18 protein-coding genes and 1 pseudogene are annotated in these 18,480 nt (G+C 73.5%); 7 read left to right on the forward strand and 12 right to left on the reverse strand.

What is annotated here, in order from left to right; translation table 11 throughout:
- Positions 1 to 98: 98 nt before the first annotated feature.
- The gene (locus ACFO3J_RS15680; RefSeq protein ID WP_386430001.1) at positions 99 to 710 is read right to left on the reverse strand and encodes a sigma-70 family RNA polymerase sigma factor; all 612 of its coding nucleotides are present in this window, start codon (positions 708 to 710) and stop codon (positions 99 to 101) included.
- Between the two features lie 329 nt (positions 711 to 1,039).
- Complete coding sequence (locus tag ACFO3J_RS15685; RefSeq protein WP_003948568.1) at positions 1,040 to 1,651, reverse strand: response regulator transcription factor; 612 nt, start codon at positions 1,649 to 1,651, stop codon at positions 1,040 to 1,042.
- Between the two features lie 514 nt (positions 1,652 to 2,165).
- Here ACFO3J_RS15685 and ACFO3J_RS15690 point away from each other — a divergent pair.
- Positions 2,166 to 2,480: pseudogene (locus ACFO3J_RS15690) on the forward strand (WhiB family transcriptional regulator); the annotation flags it as partial.
- A gap of 296 nt (positions 2,481 to 2,776) precedes the next feature.
- Here ACFO3J_RS15690 and ACFO3J_RS15695 read toward each other — a convergent pair.
- Positions 2,777 to 3,709 carry a LysR family transcriptional regulator gene (locus ACFO3J_RS15695; protein WP_386430002.1) on the reverse strand — a complete coding sequence of 311 codons (933 nt, stop codon included), beginning with the start codon at positions 3,707 to 3,709 and terminating at the stop codon, positions 2,777 to 2,779.
- A gap of 82 nt (positions 3,710 to 3,791) precedes the next feature.
- On the opposite strand from ACFO3J_RS15695, the gene ACFO3J_RS15700 reads away from it, so the two are divergent.
- The 4 genes from ACFO3J_RS15700 to ACFO3J_RS15715 are packed head-to-tail and all read left to right on the forward strand — an operon-like array spanning position 3,792 to position 7,274.
- Positions 3,792 to 4,940: an aminotransferase class V-fold PLP-dependent enzyme gene (locus ACFO3J_RS15700; protein ID WP_386430003.1), complete on the forward strand. Its 1,149-nt coding sequence runs from the start codon at positions 3,792 to 3,794 to the stop codon at positions 4,938 to 4,940.
- A 52-nt stretch (positions 4,941 to 4,992) separates the two neighbouring features.
- Entirely contained in the window at positions 4,993 to 5,778 is a 786-nt protein-coding gene (locus ACFO3J_RS15705; protein ID WP_386430004.1) for a GNAT family N-acetyltransferase, read from the forward strand.
- 8 nt (positions 5,779 to 5,786) lie between these two features.
- Positions 5,787 to 6,440, forward strand: a complete 654-nt coding sequence (locus ACFO3J_RS15710) for an MOSC domain-containing protein (RefSeq protein WP_386430235.1) — start codon at positions 5,787 to 5,789, stop codon at positions 6,438 to 6,440.
- Positions 6,441 to 6,497: 57 nt separating this feature from the next.
- Positions 6,498 to 7,274, forward strand: coding sequence for an SDR family NAD(P)-dependent oxidoreductase (locus ACFO3J_RS15715; protein WP_386430005.1), 777 nt, complete (start codon positions 6,498 to 6,500; stop codon positions 7,272 to 7,274).
- 97 nt (positions 7,275 to 7,371) lie between these two features.
- Here the strand turns inward: ACFO3J_RS15715 and groL are convergent, their stop codons facing one another.
- Both groL and groES read right to left on the reverse strand, forming a co-directional pair.
- Positions 7,372 to 8,994, reverse strand: a complete 1,623-nt coding sequence (groL, locus tag ACFO3J_RS15720) for a chaperonin GroEL (RefSeq protein WP_386430006.1) — start codon at positions 8,992 to 8,994, stop codon at positions 7,372 to 7,374.
- 146 nt (positions 8,995 to 9,140) lie between these two features.
- On the reverse strand, positions 9,141 to 9,449 hold the full coding sequence (gene groES / locus ACFO3J_RS15725) for a co-chaperone GroES (protein ID WP_093740451.1): 309 nt from the start codon (positions 9,447 to 9,449) through the stop codon (positions 9,141 to 9,143).
- A 258-nt stretch (positions 9,450 to 9,707) separates the two neighbouring features.
- On the opposite strand from groES, the gene ACFO3J_RS15730 reads away from it, so the two are divergent.
- The gene (locus ACFO3J_RS15730; protein ID WP_386430007.1) at positions 9,708 to 10,904 is read left to right on the forward strand and encodes a THUMP-like domain-containing protein; all 1,197 of its coding nucleotides are present in this window, start codon (positions 9,708 to 9,710) and stop codon (positions 10,902 to 10,904) included.
- 30 nt (positions 10,905 to 10,934) lie between these two features.
- On the opposite strand, the gene ACFO3J_RS15735 is transcribed toward ACFO3J_RS15730, so the two are convergent.
- Genes ACFO3J_RS15735 through tsaB form a run of 4 tightly spaced genes read right to left on the reverse strand, consistent with a single transcriptional unit; the run spans position 10,935 to position 13,726 of the window.
- Positions 10,935 to 11,195, reverse strand: coding sequence for a hypothetical protein (locus ACFO3J_RS15735; RefSeq protein ID WP_386430008.1), 261 nt, complete (start codon positions 11,193 to 11,195; stop codon positions 10,935 to 10,937).
- Entirely contained in the window at positions 11,192 to 12,430 is a 1,239-nt protein-coding gene (gene tsaD / locus ACFO3J_RS15740; RefSeq protein WP_386430009.1) for a tRNA (adenosine(37)-N6)-threonylcarbamoyltransferase complex transferase subunit TsaD, read from the reverse strand. The genes ACFO3J_RS15735 and tsaD overlap by 4 nt, the downstream gene beginning before the upstream one ends.
- Positions 12,423 to 13,001 (reverse strand): ribosomal protein S18-alanine N-acetyltransferase, encoded by a 579-nt coding sequence (gene rimI, locus ACFO3J_RS15745; RefSeq protein WP_386430236.1) that lies wholly within the window; start codon positions 12,999 to 13,001, stop codon positions 12,423 to 12,425. The genes tsaD and rimI overlap by 8 nt, the downstream gene beginning before the upstream one ends.
- A 59-nt stretch (positions 13,002 to 13,060) precedes the next feature.
- Positions 13,061 to 13,726 carry a tRNA (adenosine(37)-N6)-threonylcarbamoyltransferase complex dimerization subunit type 1 TsaB gene (gene tsaB / locus ACFO3J_RS15750; RefSeq protein WP_386430010.1) on the reverse strand — a complete coding sequence of 222 codons (666 nt, stop codon included), beginning with the start codon at positions 13,724 to 13,726 and terminating at the stop codon, positions 13,061 to 13,063.
- A 182-nt stretch (positions 13,727 to 13,908) separates the two neighbouring features.
- On the opposite strand from tsaB, the gene ACFO3J_RS15755 reads away from it, so the two are divergent.
- Complete coding sequence (locus ACFO3J_RS15755) at positions 13,909 to 14,454, forward strand: hypothetical protein (protein ID WP_386430011.1); 546 nt, start codon at positions 13,909 to 13,911, stop codon at positions 14,452 to 14,454.
- 903 nt (positions 14,455 to 15,357) lie between these two features.
- On the opposite strand, the gene tsaE is transcribed toward ACFO3J_RS15755, so the two are convergent.
- Genes tsaE through alr form a run of 3 tightly spaced genes read right to left on the reverse strand, consistent with a single transcriptional unit; the run spans position 15,358 to position 18,456 of the window.
- Positions 15,358 to 15,927: a tRNA (adenosine(37)-N6)-threonylcarbamoyltransferase complex ATPase subunit type 1 TsaE gene (gene tsaE / locus ACFO3J_RS15760; protein WP_386430012.1), complete on the reverse strand. Its 570-nt coding sequence runs from the start codon at positions 15,925 to 15,927 to the stop codon at positions 15,358 to 15,360.
- Positions 15,928 to 15,938: 11 nt separating this feature from the next.
- On the reverse strand, positions 15,939 to 17,270 hold the full coding sequence (locus ACFO3J_RS15765) for an alpha/beta fold hydrolase (protein WP_386430013.1): 1,332 nt from the start codon (positions 17,268 to 17,270) through the stop codon (positions 15,939 to 15,941).
- A 7-nt stretch (positions 17,271 to 17,277) separates the two neighbouring features.
- Positions 17,278 to 18,456: an alanine racemase gene (gene alr, locus ACFO3J_RS15770; RefSeq protein WP_386430014.1), complete on the reverse strand. Its 1,179-nt coding sequence runs from the start codon at positions 18,454 to 18,456 to the stop codon at positions 17,278 to 17,280.
- Between the last annotated feature and the right edge of the window lie 24 nt (positions 18,457 to 18,480).

The following is an 18,480-nucleotide window of genomic DNA, read 5'->3' on the forward strand; positions in this document are numbered from 1 at the left end:
GGGCGCGCGCCGTCGCCGCCCCGAGCCCCCACGGCGGCGTCCGGGGTCCTGCGGCGGTGCGGGGAGCGGGTGTTGGGGCCTGTCGTCCGGTGACGGCGTCAGGCGCTGCGCGGGGTGCCCGTCGCCGTGGTCGAGGTCTCCTCGGCGATGGCCCGCAGCCGGCTGAGCGCGCGGTGCTGCGCCACCCGTACGGCCCCGGGCGACATGCCGAGCACCTGCCCGGTCTCCTCCGCGCTCAGGCCCACCGCGACCCGCAGCAGCACCAGCTCGCGCAGGTGGTCGGGCAGCCGCTCCAGCAGCTTCTTGGCCCAGGCGGCGTCGCTGTTGAGCAGCGCGCGCTCCTCGGGGCCGAGCGAGTCGTCCGGCTTCTCCGGCATCTGGTCGGACGGCACCGCGGTGCTGCCCGGGCCGCGCATGGCGGACCGCTGGAGGTCGGCGACCTTGTGCGCCGCGATGGAGACCACGAAGGCCTCGAACGGCCGGCCCAGGTCCCGGTAGCGCGGCAGCGCGCACAGCACCGCGAGGCAGACCTCCTGCGCCAGGTCGTCCACGAAGTGCCGTGCGTCACCCGGCAGCCGGGACAGCCGGGTGCGGCAGTACCGCTCGGCGAGGGGGTGAACGAGCGCCAGCAGCTCGTGGACCGCCCGCTGGTCGCCGTCGACGGCGCGACGGACGAGGGCACCGATGGCAGGTGTGTCGTCGTCGCGCATCCACCCATGGTGCCTCGCCACGGGACGATCCGTGGCATCGCGTCCGTACTTCTGCACCGAAGCGTTATCCGGCATGCCTTGCGGTACCGCGTCCGGCGCTGTCATCTCCGCCATCCGAAGCCCCCGCCGATCCCCGAGGAAGTCCATACGTCAAGCATGCGTCCTCCCCCGGGAAACCGAGGACTCGCGGGCGACTTCAGCGGATTTCGCCGCTGTGACGACCGGTCCGGCGCCCCCTGCGAGCGCCGGTGCCGCCTCGACCGGGCCGATCGCCGCGGCGATCCGTACGTCCCTCGCCGCGGCCTGCCGCGCGGGCCGGCCCACGGCGCTTAACGCACCAGGCCCCAGCGGAAGCCGAGCGCCACCGCGTGGGCCCGGTCCGACGCGCCGAGTTTCTTGAACAGCCGCCGCGCGTGCGTCTTCACGGTGTCCTCGGAGAGGAACAGCTCGCGGCCGATCTCGGCGTTGGACCGCCCGTGGCTCATTCCCTCGAGCACCTGGATCTCGCGGGCGGTGAGGGTCGGCGCGGCGCCCATCTCGGCCGACCGCAGCCGGCGCGGGGCGAGCCGCCAGGTGGGGTCGGCCAGCGCCTGCGTCACGGTGGCCCGCAGCTCGGCGCGCGAGGCGTCCTTGTGCAGATAGCCGCGGGCGCCGGCCGCGACGGCCAACGCCACCCCGTCCAGGTCCTCGGCGACGGTGAGCATGATGATGCGGGCGCCGGGGTCGGCGGACAGCAGCCGCCGTACCGTCTCCACCCCGCCGAGGCCGGGCATCCGGACGTCCATCAGGATGAGGTCCGAGCGGTCGGCGCCCCAGCGGCGGAGGACTTCCTCGCCATTGGCCGCGGTGGTTACGCGCTCGACGCCGGGCACGGTGGCCACCGCGCGGCGCAGGGCCTCTCGGGCGAGCGGGGAGTCGTCGCAGACGAGGACGGAAGTCATGACCGCCCTCCGCAGCTGAACCGCGTCACGTTGTGCCTCCAGGCTGTACGAAGTACGAATCTTCACCGTTGGGGCTGACGGATCGGGCATCTGCCCGAATCACTAGATCCGCCAACCGCTTCCGCCACACTCAACGACCCTCACCCGAAAGAGTTACGGAGTTTGATCGGCCCGATCGGCACTCTACGTGATCGATCGCTCACGAAGGGATCGTGCCGCAGGTCAGCCGGGTGAGGCGGGGTGTTTTGGGGTGCCGGAGGCCCCGGTCGGACGCCGCCCGAGGCGGGGTACATGCTGCCGAACGGGTGTTATGCCGGAGTTTGCACTGTTTGGCCGCTCTTTTCTGGTGCCTGGGCCAATTGTCGCTAAATTGGCGATGAGTCATATTTACATCTACTACGACAGTAGCTGTACGGTCGGAAACCGGTCACCGTCGCCGTCACGTCACCACGTCACCGTCGCGCCGTCTCCACCGTCTTCCACGCCTTCACGCACCCGTTGAGGGGAATGAGCAATGGCAGACTTCTCCCGCCTTCCCGGGCCCAACGCCGATCTGTGGGACTGGCAGCTCGTGGCCGCGTGCCGCGGCGTCGACAGCTCGCTGTTCTTCCACCCGGAGGGCGAGCGGGGCGCCGCCCGCAGCGCGCGCGAGGCCTCGGCCAAGGAGGTGTGCATGCGCTGCCCGGTGCGCGCCGAATGCGCCACCCACGCCTTGACGGTGCGTGAGCCGTACGGAGTCTGGGGCGGCCTGACCGAGGACGAGCGCGAGGCGATGATGGGGCGGTCGCGGAGCAGGGCGTCCGAGGCGGACGTGGAAGACGCGGAAACGGCCGACCGGGACAACGGCGGCGGGGACGACGACACGGACGGCCCCGAGGGCCCCGACGGCCCCGACAACGCGGACGACATCGACGCGATGGACCGCATGGACGGCATGCACGACATGGACGACATCGGCGCCCTGGACGACGTGGACGACAGGGACGCGATGGACGACGGCGAGCGGGCGGACGGCTCCGGCTCGTCGCGTACGGGGGGATGGCGCTAAGCCTCGCGCCGCTCCTGAAGAATCGATTCTGCGCCAGCCCCGGAAGGCCCCCCGAAGAGCCGGATCAGCCCACCGGATCAAGACACCGGCACGGGCCGACCGCCGTGCGCCAGGCCCGCCCTGGTGAGCAGCCCCAGCATCATGTCCACCGCCGGCACATGCGCGAGGTCCGGCAGCGTGAGCGCGACGACCTCCCGCTCCACGGCCGGCCGCATCTCGACCATGGCCACGCCCTTCTGCCGTACCGACTCCAGCGCCAGGTCCGGCAGCACCGCCACCCCCAGCCCGGCCGCGACCAGGCCGACCACCGCCGGGTAGTCGTCGGTCGCGAAGTCGATCCGCGGCGTGAACCCGGCCCGTTCGCAGATCTCCACCAGATGGCGGCGGCAGCGCGGACAGCCCGCGATCCACTGCTCCCCGGCCAGCTCCTCGATCCCGGCCGGCCCCTCCTGCCCGGCCAGCCGGTGCCCTTCCGGTACGACGCCGACCAGCCGGTCGGTCAGCAGCGGGAGCACCACCAGATCGGCCCACGACTCCTCGGCCGGCACCGGCAGGTCCACATAGCGGAACGCCAGCGTGATGTCGCAGTCACCCGCCCGCAGCAGCTCGACCGAGCGGGGCGGTTCCGCCTCCACCAGCGAGACCTTCGTCCCCGGGTGCCGGGCGCGCATGTCGGCGACGGCGCTGGGCACCAGGGTGGAGCTCCCGGACGGGAACGACGCCAGCCGCACCCGTCCGGCCCGCAGCCCGGCGATCGCGGCGATCTCCTCCTCGGCGGCGGTGAGACCGGCGATGATCCCGGCCGCGTGCCGCACCAGGGCCTCGCCCGCCTCGGTCATCCGCATCTCGCGCGGCCCGCGCACCAGCAGCGGCGTGCCGGCCGAGGCCTCCAGCGCCTTCATCTGCTGGCTGACGGCCGGCTGGGTGCAGCCCAGCTCGCGGGCAGCGGCCGAGAACGAGCCGGTGCGCGCCACCGCGCGCAGCACCCGGAGGTGACGAGCTTCCATCATGCTTCAACCATAAGTGAGGCTTGGGGCCGCGCGACGAATCCCGCCGATGGACTTTGGGCGGGGCCGACGCCAGGCTGGGCCCATGCGACGGACGACTGACACCACCGACAGCACGGCAGCGCGAGCGGCGGCCCCGGCGGACCGTCCGGAGGGATCCGGTGGCGCCGGTTCCCCCGGCCGGCTGCGGGCGCTGGTCGAGGCGGAGTACGGCGGGATCGGGGGCGGGTATGTGAACACCGCCACGCTCGGGCTGCCGCCGGCCCGCACCGCGGCCGCCCTGCGGGGCGCGCTGGACGCGTGGGCGGCGGGACGGCCGGATGTGGCCGCCTACGAGGCGGCGGTCGCCGCGAGCCGGGCGGCGTACGCCCGGATCACCGGGGTGGCCGTGGAGCGGGTGGCGCTGGCCGGCACCGTGGCCGGGAGCGTCGGGCTGATCGCGGCGCAGCTGCCCGAGGGCGCGGACGTGGTCGTGGCCGCGGACGACTTCAGCTCGCTGGTGCACCCCTTCGCCGGGCGCCCCGGTCTGTCGCTGCGGATCGTGCCGCTGGCCGAGGTCGCCTCGGCGGTACGACCGGATACGGCGCTGGTCGCGGTCAGCGCGGCCCAGTCGCTGGACGGCCGGGTCGCCGACCTGCCCGCGATCCGGGCCGCCGCCACCGAGCACGGCGCCCGGGTGCTGATCGACGGCACCCAGTCGGTCGGCTGGCTGCCGCTCGCGCCGGACATGTACGACTATCTGGTCTGCCACGCCTACAAGTGGCTGCTCAGCCCGCACGGCGCCTGCTTCCTGACGGTCCGGGAGGGCCTCGAAGCCACCCTGTCCCCCGCCTTCGCCGGCTGGTACGCCGCCGACGACCCGTGGGAGTCCTGCTACGGTCCGATCGCCGATCTCGCCCCGGGCGCCCGGCAGTTCGACGCCCGTCCGGCCTATCTCTCCTTCGTCGGCGCCGCCGCCTCCCTCTCCCTGATCGAGGAGGTGGGCGTCCCCGCCGTGAACGCCCACGACCTCGCGCTGGCGGCCCGGCTGCGGGCCGGCCTCACCGCCCTCGGCCGCACCCCGGTCCCGGGCGACTCGGCGATCGTCGCCGTCCCGGGCATGCCCGCGACCGCCCCGGCCCGCCTCCAGCAGGCCGGCGTCCGCTTCGCCGCCCGGGCCGGGAACCTCCGCTTCGCCTTCCACCTGCACAACACGGAGGCGGACGTCGACCTGGTGCTGAACGCCCTGGGGTGAAGACCCCCCGAATTCCGTTGAGCCGACCGGCGCCCCGTGCTCCAATGCGCTGATGGACACCGAAGCCGTACGCGCGCTGTTCGACATCCAGATGCGGCGGGACGCGGCGCCGGAGCCCGGCGCGCGGGTGGAGCGGTTCGCGGGCGTGGTGCGGCAGACGGGCGCCGCCGTGCACGACTGGACCGGTGTGCTGTGGTCCGATCTGGACGAGGAGACCGCGGACGCCGCGATCGCCGAGCAGACCAGGTGGCTGGCCGGTCCCGAAGGGGCCGGCCGGGAGTTCGAGTGGAAGCTGTACGCGCACGACCGCCCGGCCGACCTCGGCGACCGCCTGCTGGCGGCCGGCTTCACCCCGGGCCCGGCCGAGACACTGATGGTCGCCGAGGTGGCCGAGCTGCCGCTGGACGGGCAACCGCCCAGGGGCGTGCGCGTGGAGACCGTCACAGACGCGCCCGGCGTCTTCCTGATGGCCAAGGCCCACGCGAAGGCGTTCGGCGCGCCCGCCGAGGCCCTGCACGCCCGCCTGCTCGACCAGCTCACCCGCAGCCCCGGCAGCCTGGTCGCGGTCGTGGCGATGGCGGGCGGCGAAGCCGTCTGCTCGGCCCGGATGGAGTTCCACCCGGGCACCGACTTCGCCAGCCTGTGGGGCGGCGGCACCGTACCGGAATGGCGCGGACGCGGGATCTACCGCGCGCTGGTCGCCCACCGGGCCCGTATCGCCGCCGCGAGGAACATCCGCTATCTCCAGGTGGACGCCTCCGACGACAGCCGCCCGATCCTGCGACGGCTCGGCTTCACACCGCTCGGCGTCACCACTCCCTACCTCAGACAGGGGTGAGCAGCAGCATGCCGCACATACTCAGCGTCAATGTGGGCCGACCGCGTCCCAACCCGTGGAAGCGCGTCTCGACCACCGGCATCGACAAGCGGCCGGTGGCGGGCCCGGTCGCGGTGACCGTACCCGGCCCGAAGGGCGACGGCTCGGTGGGCCTGGCCGGTGACCACGCGTACGACATCGGGCACCACGGTGGCGCCGACCAGGCGGTATACGCCTACGCCCGCGAGGATCTCGACCACTGGGAGCGGGAGTTGGGCCGCGAGCTGGCCGGCGGCTGCTTCGGCGAGAATCTCACCACCAGCGGCATCGACGTCAACTCCGCGCTGATCGGCGAGCGCTGGCGCGTCGGGGGCGTCCTGCTCGAAGTCTCCTGCCCGCGTATCCCCTGCTCCACCTTCGCCGGCTGGCTCGGCGAAAGCGGCTGGCTCCCCCGCTTCACCCGGGCCGCCCTGCCGGGCCCCTACTTCCGGGTGATCGAACCCGGCCAGATCACCGCGGGCGACCCGATCACCGTCGTCTCCCGCCCCCGGACCCACGCCGTCACCGTCGCCGTCTCCTTCCGCGCCCTCACCACCGCCCCCGACCTCCTCCCCCTCCTCCTCGACGTCCCCGCCTTCCCCGCCGACGAACGCGAAGCGATCCGCCGCCGCCTGGCCCGCTAGTGCTGTCACCGGTCCGTACGTCTGGGCCGTCCCGCCGGGGCCCTCTACGCTGCCCGCATGACGACTTCACTGATCACCGGTGCGACCTCCGGCATCGGCGCGGCCTTCGCGCGGCGGCTCGCGGCCGCGGGTCACCGTCTGGTGCTGGTCGCCCGCGACGAGGAGCGGCTGCGGCGCACGGCGGCGGAGCTGGGGGCGCGGTACAACACGGCGGCCGAGGTGCTGCCCGCCGATCTGGCCGAGGACGACGGCATCGCGGCGGTCGAGGCGCGCCTGCGTGATCCCGGCGCGCGGGTGCAGGTGCTGGTCAACAACGCGGGGTTCGGGCATCGCGGGAGGTTCCTGGAGACTTCCGTCACCGACGAGTCGCGCATGCTGAAGGTCCACTGCGAGGCGGTGCTGCGCCTCACCTCGGCGGCGGTGCCCGCCATGCGCGAGCGCCGCCACGGCTTCGTCATCAACGTGGCGTCCACCGCCGCGTTCATGCCCCGCGGCACCTACGGCGCCAGCAAGGCGTGGGTGGTCAGCTTCACCGAGGGCATCGCCCGCGAACTCGACGGCTCCGGCGTCCGCTTCCTCGCGCTGTGCCCGGGCCTGGTCCGCACCGAATTCCACGAACGCGCGGGCATGGATCCCGGCAAGGCCCCCTCCTGGGCGTGGCTCAACCCCAACAAGGTCGTCGCCACCGCGCTGCGCGACCTGTCCCGCGGCCGCACGGTCAGCATCCCCGACCCCCGCTACAAACTCGCCGTCGCCCTGGCCCGCCACACCCCGCCCGCCCTCTTCGCCGCGGCCTCCCAGCGCACCACCCGCCGCTACGACCCCAAGCTCTGAGCCGCCCGCGCCGGGTGGCTGAAACGCGTGCGGCCCGGCCCCCCCTCTTTCGAGGGGGGCCGGGCCGCTGCGGGTGTTCAGGTGGTGCGGGGGTGCGTCAGTGCGAGTGGCCGTGGCTGTGGCCGGCCTCGGCGGGCTCCTCTTCCTTCTTCTCGACGACCAGGGTCTCGGTCGTGAGGAGGAGGGAGGCGATGGAGGCCGCGTTCTCCAGGGCGGAGCGGGTGACCTTGACCGGGTCGATGACGCCGGCCTTGATGAGGTCGCCGTACTCGCCGGTGGCCGCGTTGAAACCGTGGCCCTTGTCGAGGTCGGCGACCTTGGCGGTGATCACATAGCCTTCGAGGCCGGCGTTCTCGGCGATCCAGCGCAGCGGCTCGACGGCGGCGCGGCGGACGACCGCGACACCGGTGGCCTCGTCGCCGGTCTTGCCCAGGTTGTCGTCGAGCACCTTGACCGCGTGGACCAGGGCGGAGCCACCGCCGGAGACGATGCCCTCCTCGACGGCCGCGCGGGTCGCGGAGATCGCGTCCTCCAGGCGGTGCTTCTTCTCCTTGAGCTCCACCTCGGTGGCCGCGCCGACCTTGATCACGCAGACGCCGCCGGCCAGCTTGGCGAGGCGCTCCTGGAGCTTCTCGCGGTCCCAGTCGGAGTCGGTGGTGCCGATCTCGGCCTTGATCTGGTTGACCCGGCCGTCGATCTCGGCCTTGTCACCGGCGCCGTCGACGATCGTGGTCTCGTCCTTGGTGACGGTGACCCGGCGGGCGGTGCCGAGCAGGTCGAGACCTGCTCCGTCCAGCTTGAGGCCGACCTCCTCGGCGATGACGGTCGCACCGGTCAGGGTGGCGATGTCGCCGAGCATGGCCTTGCGGCGGTCACCGAAGCCGGGCGCCTTGACCGCGACGGCGTTGAACGTGCCGCGGATCTTGTTGACGACCAGGGTGGACAGGGCCTCGCCCTCCACGTCCTCCGCGATGATCAGCAGCGGCTTGGACGCACCGGCCTGGATGATCTTCTCCAGCAGCGGCAGCATGTCCTGGATGGAGGTGATCTTGCCCTGGTGGATCAGGATGTACGGGTCGTCGAGGACGGCCTCCATCCGCTCCTGGTCGGTGACGAAGTACGGCGAGAGGTAGCCCTTGTCGAAGGCCATGCCCTCGGTGAACTCCAGCTCCAGGCCGAAGGTGTTGGACTCCTCGACGGTGATGACACCGTCCTTGCCGACCTTGTCCATCGCCTCGGCGATCAGCTCGCCGACCTGCTTGTCCTGCGCGGAGAGCGCGGCGACGGCGGCGATGTCCTCCTTGCCCTCGATCGCGCGGGCGGAGGACAGCAGCTCCTCGGAGACGGCCTTGACGGCCGCGTCGATGCCCTTCTTCAGGGCGGCGGGGGAGGCGCCGGCCGCGACGTTGCGCAGGCCTTCGCGGACCAGGGCCTGGGCCAGCACGGTCGCGGTGGTGGTGCCGTCACCCGCGATGTCGTTGGTCTTGGTCGCCACCTCCTTGACGAGCTGGGCGCCCAGGTTCTCGTACGGGTCGTCGAGCTCCACCTCACGGGCGATGGTGACGCCGTCGTTGGTGATCGTCGGGGCGCCGAACTTCTTGTCGATGACGACATTGCGGCCCTTGGGGCCGATGGTCACCTTCACGGTGTCGGCGAGCTTGTTGACGCCGCGCTCAAGGGCGCGACGGGCGTCCTCGTCGAACTTCAGAATCTTGGCCATGCCTGGGAACTACCTCGTCTACTCGTCAGTCAGTTGTCGTCGTCAGTCATCGGTGAGGACGGTCAACGAAACCGCCCCGGGGCCCCGGCCTGAAGGACACGGAGAACCCGGGGCGGGATCACGGCTGTTCGGTGAAGCCGGAAGACTTACTTCTCGACGATCGCGAGGACGTCGCGCGCCGAGAGGACGAGGTACTCCTCGCCGTTGTACTTCACCTCGGTGCCGCCGTACTTGCTGTAGAGCACGACGTCCCCCACGGAGACGTCGAGCGGCAGCCGGTTGCCGTCCTCGAAGCGGCCCGGACCGACGGCAAGGACGACGCCCTCCTGGGGCTTCTCCTTCGCCGTGTCCGGAATGACCAGGCCCGAGGCCGTGGTCTGCTCGGCGTCGAGCGGCTGGACCACAATGCGGTCCTCAAGCGGCTTGATGGCAACCTTGGTGCTGGCGGTCGTCACGATCCGACCTCCCCCTTCAAAGGGCTCACGGGAGTGTCTGTCTGGGTCGGCGACCTGGTAGGCCCGTCGTCGCGGGTGCCGGACCTGCCCGTCGCTGAGTTCTGGCACTCAGCGGTGCCGAGTGCCAGAACTGAGACTAGGACGCACTTAGCACTCGGTCAAGCGGAGTGCCAGTGGCGTGGTCCGGACGGGTGCATCAGTGCCCCTCCCGGGGACCGCGGGCGCCGGTCCGCACCGGCGGGACGGCGGCCCGGCCGGGTGACCGACAATGGTCCGGTGGACCCCGAGAACCTGCGCGACCTGCTGACCGAGGACGGCCGGGCGCTGCTCGGCGGGCTGCGCGACCACGACCCGGCCGCCGACCTGGCCGTGGCGACCCGGCTGCGCAGGAGCTACGACGCCGGGCTGGTCTCGGCGGCGCTCGGGCAGGCGCGGCTGCGGCAGCGGGCGGTGGCGAAATTCGGGCCGGACGACGCGCACCGGATGTATTTCACGCCGGACGGCGTCGAGCAGGCCACCCGAACGAGTGTCGCCGCCCACCGGGCCGAGCGTTTCCGGGCGCTGGGCGTGCGGCGACTGGCCGATCTGTGCGGCGGCATCGGCGGCGACGCGATCGCGCTGGCCCGGGCGGGCATCGAGGTGCTGGCCGTCGACCGCGACCCGCTGACCTGCGCGGTGGCCCGCGCCAACGCCGAGGCGCTGGGTCTGGCGGACCGGATCGAGGTGCGGTGCGCGGATGTCGCCGAGACGGATACGGCCGGCTACGACGCGGTCTTCGTCGACCCGGCCCGGCGGACCGGGCGGGGCCGCACCTTCGACCCCGAGGCCTACTCGCCGCCGCTGTCCTGGGCGGTGACCGCCGCCCGCCGCGTCCCCTTCGCCGCCGTGAAGGTCGCCCCCGGCATCCCGCACGAGGCGGTGCCCGCCGACGCCGAGGCCGAATGGGTGTCGGACCGGGGGGACGTGAAGGAGGCGGCGCTGTGGTTCGGCACCCGGCCCGGCGCCGTACGCGCCACCCTGCTGCCCTCGGGGGCTGCGCTGCGGGCCGCGTCCCTGCCGCCGGACCCGTCGGTGCGGCCGGTGGGGCGCTTCCTCTACGAGCCGGACGGCGCGGTCATCCGCGCGCATCTGGTGGCGGCGGTGGCCGAAGAGGTGGACGGCGGGCTGATCGACCCGACCATCGCCTATGTGACCGCGGACGAGCGGCGGCCGACGCCGTACGCGACGGCGTACGAGATCGGCGATGTGCTGCCGTTCAACCTGAAGCGGCTCAAGGCGCTGCTGCGGGAGCGGGAGGTGGGCACGCTGACGGTGAAGAAGCGCGGTTCCGCGGTGGAGCCGGAGGAGGTGCGGCGCCGGGTGAGACCGCGGGGGCCGAACGCGGCGACCGTCTTCCTCACCCGGGTGGCGGGCTCGCCCGCCATGCTCATCGGACGGCCGGCCGCACGGGACTGAGCGCGCGTCAGTCCCGGTCGCGAGGGTGCGTCAGCTCTCCACCGACACCGAGACGAACCGCCAGCGGTGCACCTGACGGCGGACCAGCTCGCCCGGCGGATCGGGCAGTTCGGGCAGCTCGGCGTCGTACGGCTGCTCCCACCAGCTGATCACCAGCACCCGGTCGCCGGGCGCGATCAGGAACTCCAGCCGCCGGGGCATCGGGGACAGGTCCTGCTCCCGGGCCCAGTCCAGCAGCCGGGGGCCGCAGCCGTCCGCCGCGGCGGCCTCCCACATCAGGGTGACGGTCATCCGTACAGGTTGTCCTTGCTCAGCTCATGGACATGGTCGTGATCGCGGCGGTGATCGTGCCTGTGATCGTGGCCGAGGACCTGGCCGTGGACGGGCTCCGGGACGCCGTGGCCGGGGACCTCGGGGTGCGCCTGCGGGTGGACGCGGGCCTGCGGCGCCTCGTGGCCGTCCTCGCCCGGCCGCCCGTGCGTGTGCCCCGGTACCGACACCTCGGTGACCGGCAGCGAGGAGTCGGCCGGCAGGTCGAGGGTGGAGGCCGGACGGCCGCGTGCCACCATCTCGGCGCCCAGGGCGGCGACCATGGCGCCGTTGTCCGTGCAGAGCCCCGGGCGGGGCACCCGCAGCCGGATACCGGCGTCCGCGCAGCGTTCGAGGGCCAGCGAGCGCAGCCGGGAGTTGGCGGCCACTCCCCCGCCGATCATCAGATGGTCGACGCCGTTGTCCTTGCAGGCCCGGATCGCCTTACGGGTCAGCACGTCCACCACCGCCTCCTGGAAGGACGCGGCCACATCGGCGATCGGGACCTCCCGGCCCTCCCGGCGCCGCGCCTCGACCCAGCGGGCGACCGCCGTCTTCAGCCCGGAGAAGGAGAAGTCGTAGGCCGCGTCCCGGCCGCCGGTCAGCCCGCGCGGAAAGGCGATCGACGCCGGGTCGCCGTCGCGGGCGTGGCGGTCGATGGCGGGCCCGCCGGGGAAGCCGAGGCCGAGCACCCGGGCCACCTTGTCGAACGCCTCGCCCGCCGCGTCGTCGATGGTCGCGCCCAGCGGCCGTACGTCGCCGGTGATGTCGGGGGCGAGCAGCAGCGAGGAGTGCCCGCCGGAGACCAGCAGCGCCATCGTGGGCTCGGGCAGCGGGCCGTGCTCCAGCTGGTCGACGCAGATGTGGGACGCCAGGTGGTTGACGCCGTAGAGCGGCTTGCCGAGCGCGTACGCGTACGCCTTGGCCGCCGACACCCCCACCAGCAGCGCGCCGGCCAGGCCGGGCCCGGCGGTGACCGCGATGCCGTCGAGGTCGCGGGCGCTCACCCCGGCCTGCTTCAGGGCCCGCTGGACGGTGGGGATCATCGCCTCCAGATGGGCGCGGCTGGCGACCTCGGGGACGACACCGCCGAAGCGGGCGTGCTCGTCGACGCTGGAGGCGATCGCGTCGGCCAGCAGGGTGTGCCCGCGCACGACGCCGACACCGGTCTCGTCGCACGAGGTCTCGATGCCCAGGACAAGGGGTTCGTCAGCCATGGATCTCTGTTTCCTGTACGCCTGGCTCGTCGCCGGCGGTGACGGTGGAGGCGGGGTCGGCAGGGGGATCGGCAGGGGGATCGGCAGGGGGATCGGCGGGGTCGGCGCTCGTGGTCGCGGGGCTGGCGGCGGGGTCGGCCAGCCGCATCACGAGGGCGTCGACGTTGCCCGGCTGGTAGTAGCCCTTGCGCACGCCGATGGGTTCGAAGCCGAAGCGCCGGTAGAGGCGCTGGGCGCGCGGGTTGTCGACGCGTACCTCCAGCAGCACCTCGTGGCACTCGGCGGCGGTCGCGGTCCGCAGCAGCTCGGTCAGCAGCCGGGCGCCCAGGCCGGTGCCCCAGTGGTCGCGGGCGGCGGCGATGGTCTGCACATCGCCGGTGCCGGCCACCGCGGCGAGCCCGGCGTAGCCGACGAGCCGGCCTTCGGGCGTCTCGGCGACGACATAGCGCCGGCTCGCCGCCGGGTGCCCGGCGTCGGCCAGCTCGGACCAGAACATGCCGCGCGACCAGGCGTCCTCGGGAAAGAGGTCGTGTTCCAGGGCGGTGACGGCGTCCAGGTCCCACCAGCGCATGTCCCGCAGGACCACGCCGTTCCCGGCGCCGGTGGCTCCGGCGGCGTCCGCGGCCGTGCTCACTTCGGGAGTACCGCCTTGTAGCCGGCCGGCACCTGCGCGTCGGGCCGCCGCAGATAGAGCGGGAGCGCGGGCGGGAAGGACTGCCCGGTCGCCAGCCGGTGGGCGGCGAGCGAGGCCAGCGCGCCGGCCGACTGGTGGGCGGGGTCGGGGCGGTGGTCGGCGAAGACCTCGGGGTACAGATGCGCGCCGGCGCCGACCGCGGGCAGCTCGGCCACCTGCTCGGCGATGTCGGCCGGGCGGTTCACCGCGGGCTCGGTGACCCGCAGCTGGGGGCCGTCGTAGCGCGCCCAGTAGACCTCCTTGCGGCGGGCGTCCGTGGCCACCACGAACGGTCCGTCCAGACCCCCCTCACCGGCCGCCCAGGCCAGCCCGTCCAGCGTGCACACCCCGTGCACCGGTACGTCGAGGGCGTCCCCGAAGGCCGCGGCGGTCACCAGGCCGACCCGCAGCCCGGTGTACGGACCCGGTCCGACGCCGACCACCACGCCGGTGACCTGGGCCATCGTGGCACCGGCGGCGGCCAGCACCCGGTCCACGGCGGGCATCAGCAGCTCGCCGTGCCGGCGCGCGTCGACCACGGTGGACTCGGCGAGCACCCGCTCCCCGTCGTGCAGGGCGGCGGTGACGGCTGGCGTGGCGGTGTCGAAGGCAAGCAGGAGCACGCCTCCAAGCGTACGGCGCGCGCTCGCGGCGCCGGGGCGGTGGGCGGGGCGGCTGCTAACGTCATACCGGATCAAATACGTAATTCGTATGGAATGAGACAGGCCGGGAACCCGGCGGCGGGTTGGGCCGACCGGGCGAACCGCCACGGCCGGCGGGGTACGAGAAGCGGAAGGACGCGACCGTGGTGAGGATCAAGGCCGGCGCACTGGTCACCGGACTCGTCGGGACGGCGCTGCTCGCCGTGGGCACGCTGGCGCTGGTGGCGGCCTCCTCCGCGCCGGACGCCGCGGCCCTCGCGGCGGCCCGTACGGCCGGCAAGGCCCGGGCGAGCGGCGCGGCCCCGCTGCTGGCCGTCCCGGCCGACTCCGGCTCCGGCAAGCGCGTCGTCTACAGCGTCGCCCGCGACCGTGTCTGGCTGATCGACGACCACGAGCGCCTGCTGCGCACCTTCCCGGTCCACAGCGGCGCCGTCCACCCCGCCCCCGGCCCCCACCGCGTCTTCGCCCGCCGCGCCCTCGGGGTCGGCGGCGACGGCCGCAAGGTCCAGCACATCGTCCTCTTCGCCCGGACCCCCACCGCCAACATCGGCTTCAGCGAAACCCTCGACGGCTCCTTCCAGCCCCCCGCCCCGGCCAAGCGCACCGGCGCGATCCGTGAAACCCGCAGCGACGGCACGGAGTTGTGGCAGCGCGCGACGATCGGCAGCAGGGTGGAGGTGGTGGGGTAGGGGGTGGGGGGGAGCCGTGGGGTGGGTGCCGTTGAGCGCGGGGGTGCCGTAGGGGGGTGCCGTGGGGGGTGGGGGCGTCGGGCGTGAGGGCACCGTTTCGTGGGCGCCGTGGGGCGTGAGGGCACCGCCCTTTCCCCTTTTTTTGCCGCCCTCTCGCCTCCGGGCGCTTAAGTCCGGTGTCGACGGTCGATCGTGCTCGATCCTTCGTTCCTCAGGACCTCCGCGCGTTCTCCCTTTCGACACCGGCGCGCCCTTCGGCTCGCTGGCTACCGGCGAACCGTCGGGCGTCAGGTGGACCCAGCCGAGCACCCCAGGGTCACCGGGCGCCGTACGGTTCGCCGATTCGTTCACCTCGCGCTGTGCGGTTCGCCGGTAGCGACCGAGCCAAAGGCCGCGCCGGTGTCGAAAGTGGAGAACGCGCGCAGTGAGTGAGGAACGAGCGAGCGAGCACGATCGACCGTCGACACCGGGTCTAAGCGGCCGGAGGCGAGGGCGCGGCAAAAAAGGGGAAAGGGCGGTGCCCTCGCGCTGGACGGCACCCATCCATCGGCACCCTCACGCCCGACGGCACCCACGAGACGGCACCCTCACCCCTTCGGGTGTCCCCCTCAAGCCGCGTCTCGCCCTCGCCCCGCCGGGGCCGTCGGGTCCGGGGCTGGCCCCGGGGTCTCGTCCGCCGGGGGTGTGGAGACCGTGCGGGCGGCCGCGCAAGCCGCCAGGATGTCGCGGACCGAAGGGGTGGGCGCCGGGTGGGCGGGAGCGTCGGGGTGGGGGAAGTGGCGGTGCTGGTCCGGCATGCGCGTCTCCTCGTAGCGAGAAGTTAGGCAGCCCTAACCAGGTGCCCGCATCCAGCAGACCATGGCCGCCCTCCCCCGCGCAACATCTTCCCGACACCTTGTCGGCTCACACCCGGAGCGCGCTCAGATCCTCCTTGGCCCACCGTGGTCCGACGCCGGTCACGGTCACCTCGCGGACGTCGTCGAGGCCCTCGGGGTCCTCGGATACGGCCGTACCAGCCGTGCCGCCCATGCCGGTCGTCCGGGAGATGACCACGTGCAGCCGGGCGTCGGAGAGGTCCTCGACCTTGCCGTCGCCCCACTCCACCACCACCACGGACTCCGGCAGGGAGACATCGAGGTCGAGGTCCTCCATCTCGTCCAGGCCGCCGCCCAGCCGGTAGGCGTCCACGTGCACCAGGGCCGGGCCGCCGCGCAGCGAGGGGTGGACCCGGGCGATGACGAAGGTCGGGGAGGTGACCGCGCCGCGTACGCCCAGGCCCTCGCCGAGGCCGCGGGTCAAGGTGGTCTTGCCCGCGCCCAGCTCGCCGCTGAGGAGGACCAGGTCACCGGGGGTCAGCAGGGAGGCGAGCCGCCGTCCCAGCTCGTGCATGCGCTCGGGGTCACGGACGGTGATCCGGACCACGGGAGCGTCCTGTTCCGTACCGGTCGGGTACGGGTCATGCGAAGTGCCCATGAAGGCGAATGCTACGCGTCAGGGGCCGCCGTGAGCTCTCGAAGTCGTTGTGCGACCGGCGCGCGTACGGTCTCCGCGGCCTCCGTAATGAGCCGGGCGAGGGCGGTGTTGACCAGTGCCGGCCGCTCCATCAGCACCAAGTGCCCGGCGCCCTCCACGATGATCAGCTCGGCGTTGGGCAGCTTCTCGGCGATGTCGGCGCTGTGCGGGCTGGGCGTCAGCAGGTCCTTGTCGCCGGCCAGCACCAGCGCGGGCAGTCCGTCCAGCACGGCCAGCGCGGCGCCCTTCTCGTGCTCGGTGAAGGCCGGGTAGAACTCGGCGACCACATCGATCGGGGTGGCCTCGATCAGCCGCTCGGCGAAGCGGCCCACGGCGGGGTCGATGTCGTCGGAGCCGAAGGAGTAGCGCTTGATGATCCCGGTGAACAGGTCGGCGGTGGCCCGGCGGCCCCTTTCCACCAGCTCCGCCTGACTGCCCAGTATCCGCAGCAGTCCCGGCGCCACCGCCCGGAAGGCCCGCGCCCCGGCGGCGGGCAGGCCGAGGGTGACGGCGGCGAGCTTGCCGGCCGAGGTCGAGATGAAGGCGACCCCGGCGACCCGCTGCTTGACGTACTCGGGGTACTGGTCGGCGAACGCCATCACCGTCATACCGCCCATGGAGTGACCGACCAGTATCACCGGCCCCTCGGGTACGGCCGCGTCGAGCACCGCCTTGAGGTCGCGGCCGAGTTGGTCGATGGTGGCGCGCTTGCCCGCGAGCTGGTCGCGCCCGCGTTCGCTGCGGCCGTGGCTGCGCTGGTCCCAGTAGACGGCCCGCACGGTGCCGCGCAGGGCGGCGCGCTGGAAGTGCCAGGAGTCCTGGGTCAGGCAGTAGCCGTGCGAGAAGACGACGGTGACGGGCAGCGCGGCCTTCCCGCTCACCGCGCCCTTCACGGCCCCGATCAGGCCGCCGCTGACCATCCCGTCCACGCCCAGGGCGCTGCTCCCGGCCGCCTTGCCGTTCGCCCGCGTCCGGCCGCCGCCCGGACGCTCGCCCTGGCGGCGCAGCCAGCCCCGGCCCCGCTTCGGCGGCTGCTCCTGCGCCGGGGGGACCGGCGGGGCGGGCGGCGGGTCGGCCTCCTCCGTCTCGAAGTACAGCTCGGTGCCGTCCTCGGCCAGGGCCGTCCCCGGCACGCCGCGCAGCGTGCCGTAGGGCCCGGCGGCGTCGAGCGCCAGGCGGGCCCGGCGGCGGGTGCCGCGGCCCACCGTGACGCGTTCGATCGCCACTCCGGCGGCGGCGCCCGCGGCCACCACGCCGATGGCGGCGCCGACCAGCCCGGCCTTCTCCCATGTCTTCTCGGCCATCAGCCCGTCACCGCCCGCCGGAGTCGGCGGGAACGGCGGCGGGGCCGTCGGCGGTGTCCACGTACTCGCGGGGAACGCGGGGGCCGATCCGGGTGACGATCTCGTAGGCGATGGTGCCGCAGGCGCGGGCCCAGTCCTCGGCGGTGGGCTCGCCGTCGTCGCCGGGGCCGAACAGCACGGCCTCGTCGCCGGCTTCGGCGGCGTCGCCACCGAGGTCGACGACGAACTGGTCCATCGCCACACGTCCCGCCACCACCCGCCACTTCCCGGCCACCAGTACCGGCCCGGCGCTGGACGCGTGGCGCGGCACACCGTCCGCGTACCCGAGCGGGACCAGCGCAAGCGTGGTCTCACCCGGAGTGACGTAGTGGCGGCCGTAACTGACGCCGTGTCCGCCCGGCACCCGCTTGACCGAGGCGAGGCGGGCGGTGAGCCTCATCACCGGGCGCAGCCCGAAGTCGGCGGGGCCGCCGAGCTGCGGGACCGGCGAGATCCCGTACATCGCGATGCCGGGCCGGACCATGTCGAAGCGCGCCTCGGGGAGGGTGAGGGTGGCCGGCGAGTTCGCCATGTGCCGCACCTCGGGGGTCAGTCCGGCCTCCTCGGCCTGGGCCAGGGCGGTGCGGAAGACGGCGAGTTCGCGGGCGATCGAGGGGTGGCCGGGCTCGTCGGCGCAGGAGAAGTGCGACCACAGGCCGGTGACGCGGATCAGCCCGGCGTCCTCGGCGGCGCGGGCGGCGGCGGTCAGACCGGGCCATTCGGCGGGCTGCGCGCCGTTGCGGCCGAGCCCGGCGTCGAGCTTGAGCTGCACCCGGGCGGTGCGGCCGGTCTCGCTGGCCGCCCGGGTCACCTCGTCCAGCGCCCAGCGGGCGCTGACCGTGACGTCGATGTCCGCCTCGACGCACTCCCGCCAGGGCCCGCCGGGCGTCCACAGCCAGCACAGCACCCGGGCGCCGATCCCGGCCGCCCGCAGCGCCAGCGCCTCCTCGGGTGTCGCGACGCCGATCCAGCCCGCCCCGGCGGCCAGCGCGGCCCGCGCGCAGCGGACCATCCCGTGCCCGTAGCCGTCCGCCTTGACCACGGCCATGAACGCGGCGCCGGGGGTCCTCGCCCGCAACGCCGCGACGTTCGCCCGCAAGGCGCCCAGGTCGATCCGTGCCCTGGCCCGCGTGTCCATGTCGTTCATCCAGCTCAGTCTCTCAGGCGCGTG

The organism is Streptomyces polygonati, from assembly GCF_042650325.1.
GTDB classification, from domain to species: Bacteria; Actinomycetota; Actinomycetes; order Streptomycetales; family Streptomycetaceae; genus Actinacidiphila; species Actinacidiphila polygonati.

Excerpts from the sequence above, each read along its gene's own strand:
- ACFO3J_RS15680 (WP_386430001.1), bottom strand. The coding sequence starts at position 710 with ATGCGCGACGACGACACACCTGCCATCGGTGCCCTCGTCCGTCGCGCC.
- ACFO3J_RS15685 (WP_003948568.1), bottom strand. The coding sequence starts at position 1,651 with ATGACTTCCGTCCTCGTCTGCGACGACTCCCCGCTCGCCCGAGAGGCC.
- ACFO3J_RS15695 (WP_386430002.1), bottom strand. The coding sequence starts at position 3,709 with ATGATGGAAGCTCGTCACCTCCGGGTGCTGCGCGCGGTGGCGCGCACC.
- ACFO3J_RS15700 (WP_386430003.1), top strand. The coding sequence starts at position 3,792 with ATGCGACGGACGACTGACACCACCGACAGCACGGCAGCGCGAGCGGCG.
- ACFO3J_RS15705 (WP_386430004.1), top strand. The coding sequence starts at position 4,993 with ATGGACACCGAAGCCGTACGCGCGCTGTTCGACATCCAGATGCGGCGG.
- ACFO3J_RS15710 (WP_386430235.1), top strand. The coding sequence starts at position 5,787 with ATGCCGCACATACTCAGCGTCAATGTGGGCCGACCGCGTCCCAACCCG.
- ACFO3J_RS15715 (WP_386430005.1), top strand. The coding sequence starts at position 6,498 with ATGACGACTTCACTGATCACCGGTGCGACCTCCGGCATCGGCGCGGCC.
- groL (WP_386430006.1), bottom strand. The coding sequence starts at position 8,994 with ATGGCCAAGATTCTGAAGTTCGACGAGGACGCCCGTCGCGCCCTTGAG.
- ACFO3J_RS15735 (WP_386430008.1), bottom strand. The coding sequence starts at position 11,195 with ATGACCGTCACCCTGATGTGGGAGGCCGCCGCGGCGGACGGCTGCGGC.
- tsaD (WP_386430009.1), bottom strand. The coding sequence starts at position 12,430 with ATGGCTGACGAACCCCTTGTCCTGGGCATCGAGACCTCGTGCGACGAG.
- rimI (WP_386430236.1), bottom strand. The coding sequence starts at position 13,001 with ATGCGCTGGTGGGACCTGGACGCCGTCACCGCCCTGGAACACGACCTC.
- tsaE (WP_386430012.1), bottom strand. The coding sequence starts at position 15,927 with ATGGGCACTTCGCATGACCCGTACCCGACCGGTACGGAACAGGACGCT.
- ACFO3J_RS15765 (WP_386430013.1), bottom strand. The coding sequence starts at position 17,270 with ATGGCCGAGAAGACATGGGAGAAGGCCGGGCTGGTCGGCGCCGCCATC.
- alr (WP_386430014.1), bottom strand. The coding sequence starts at position 18,456 with ATGAACGACATGGACACGCGGGCCAGGGCACGGATCGACCTGGGCGCC.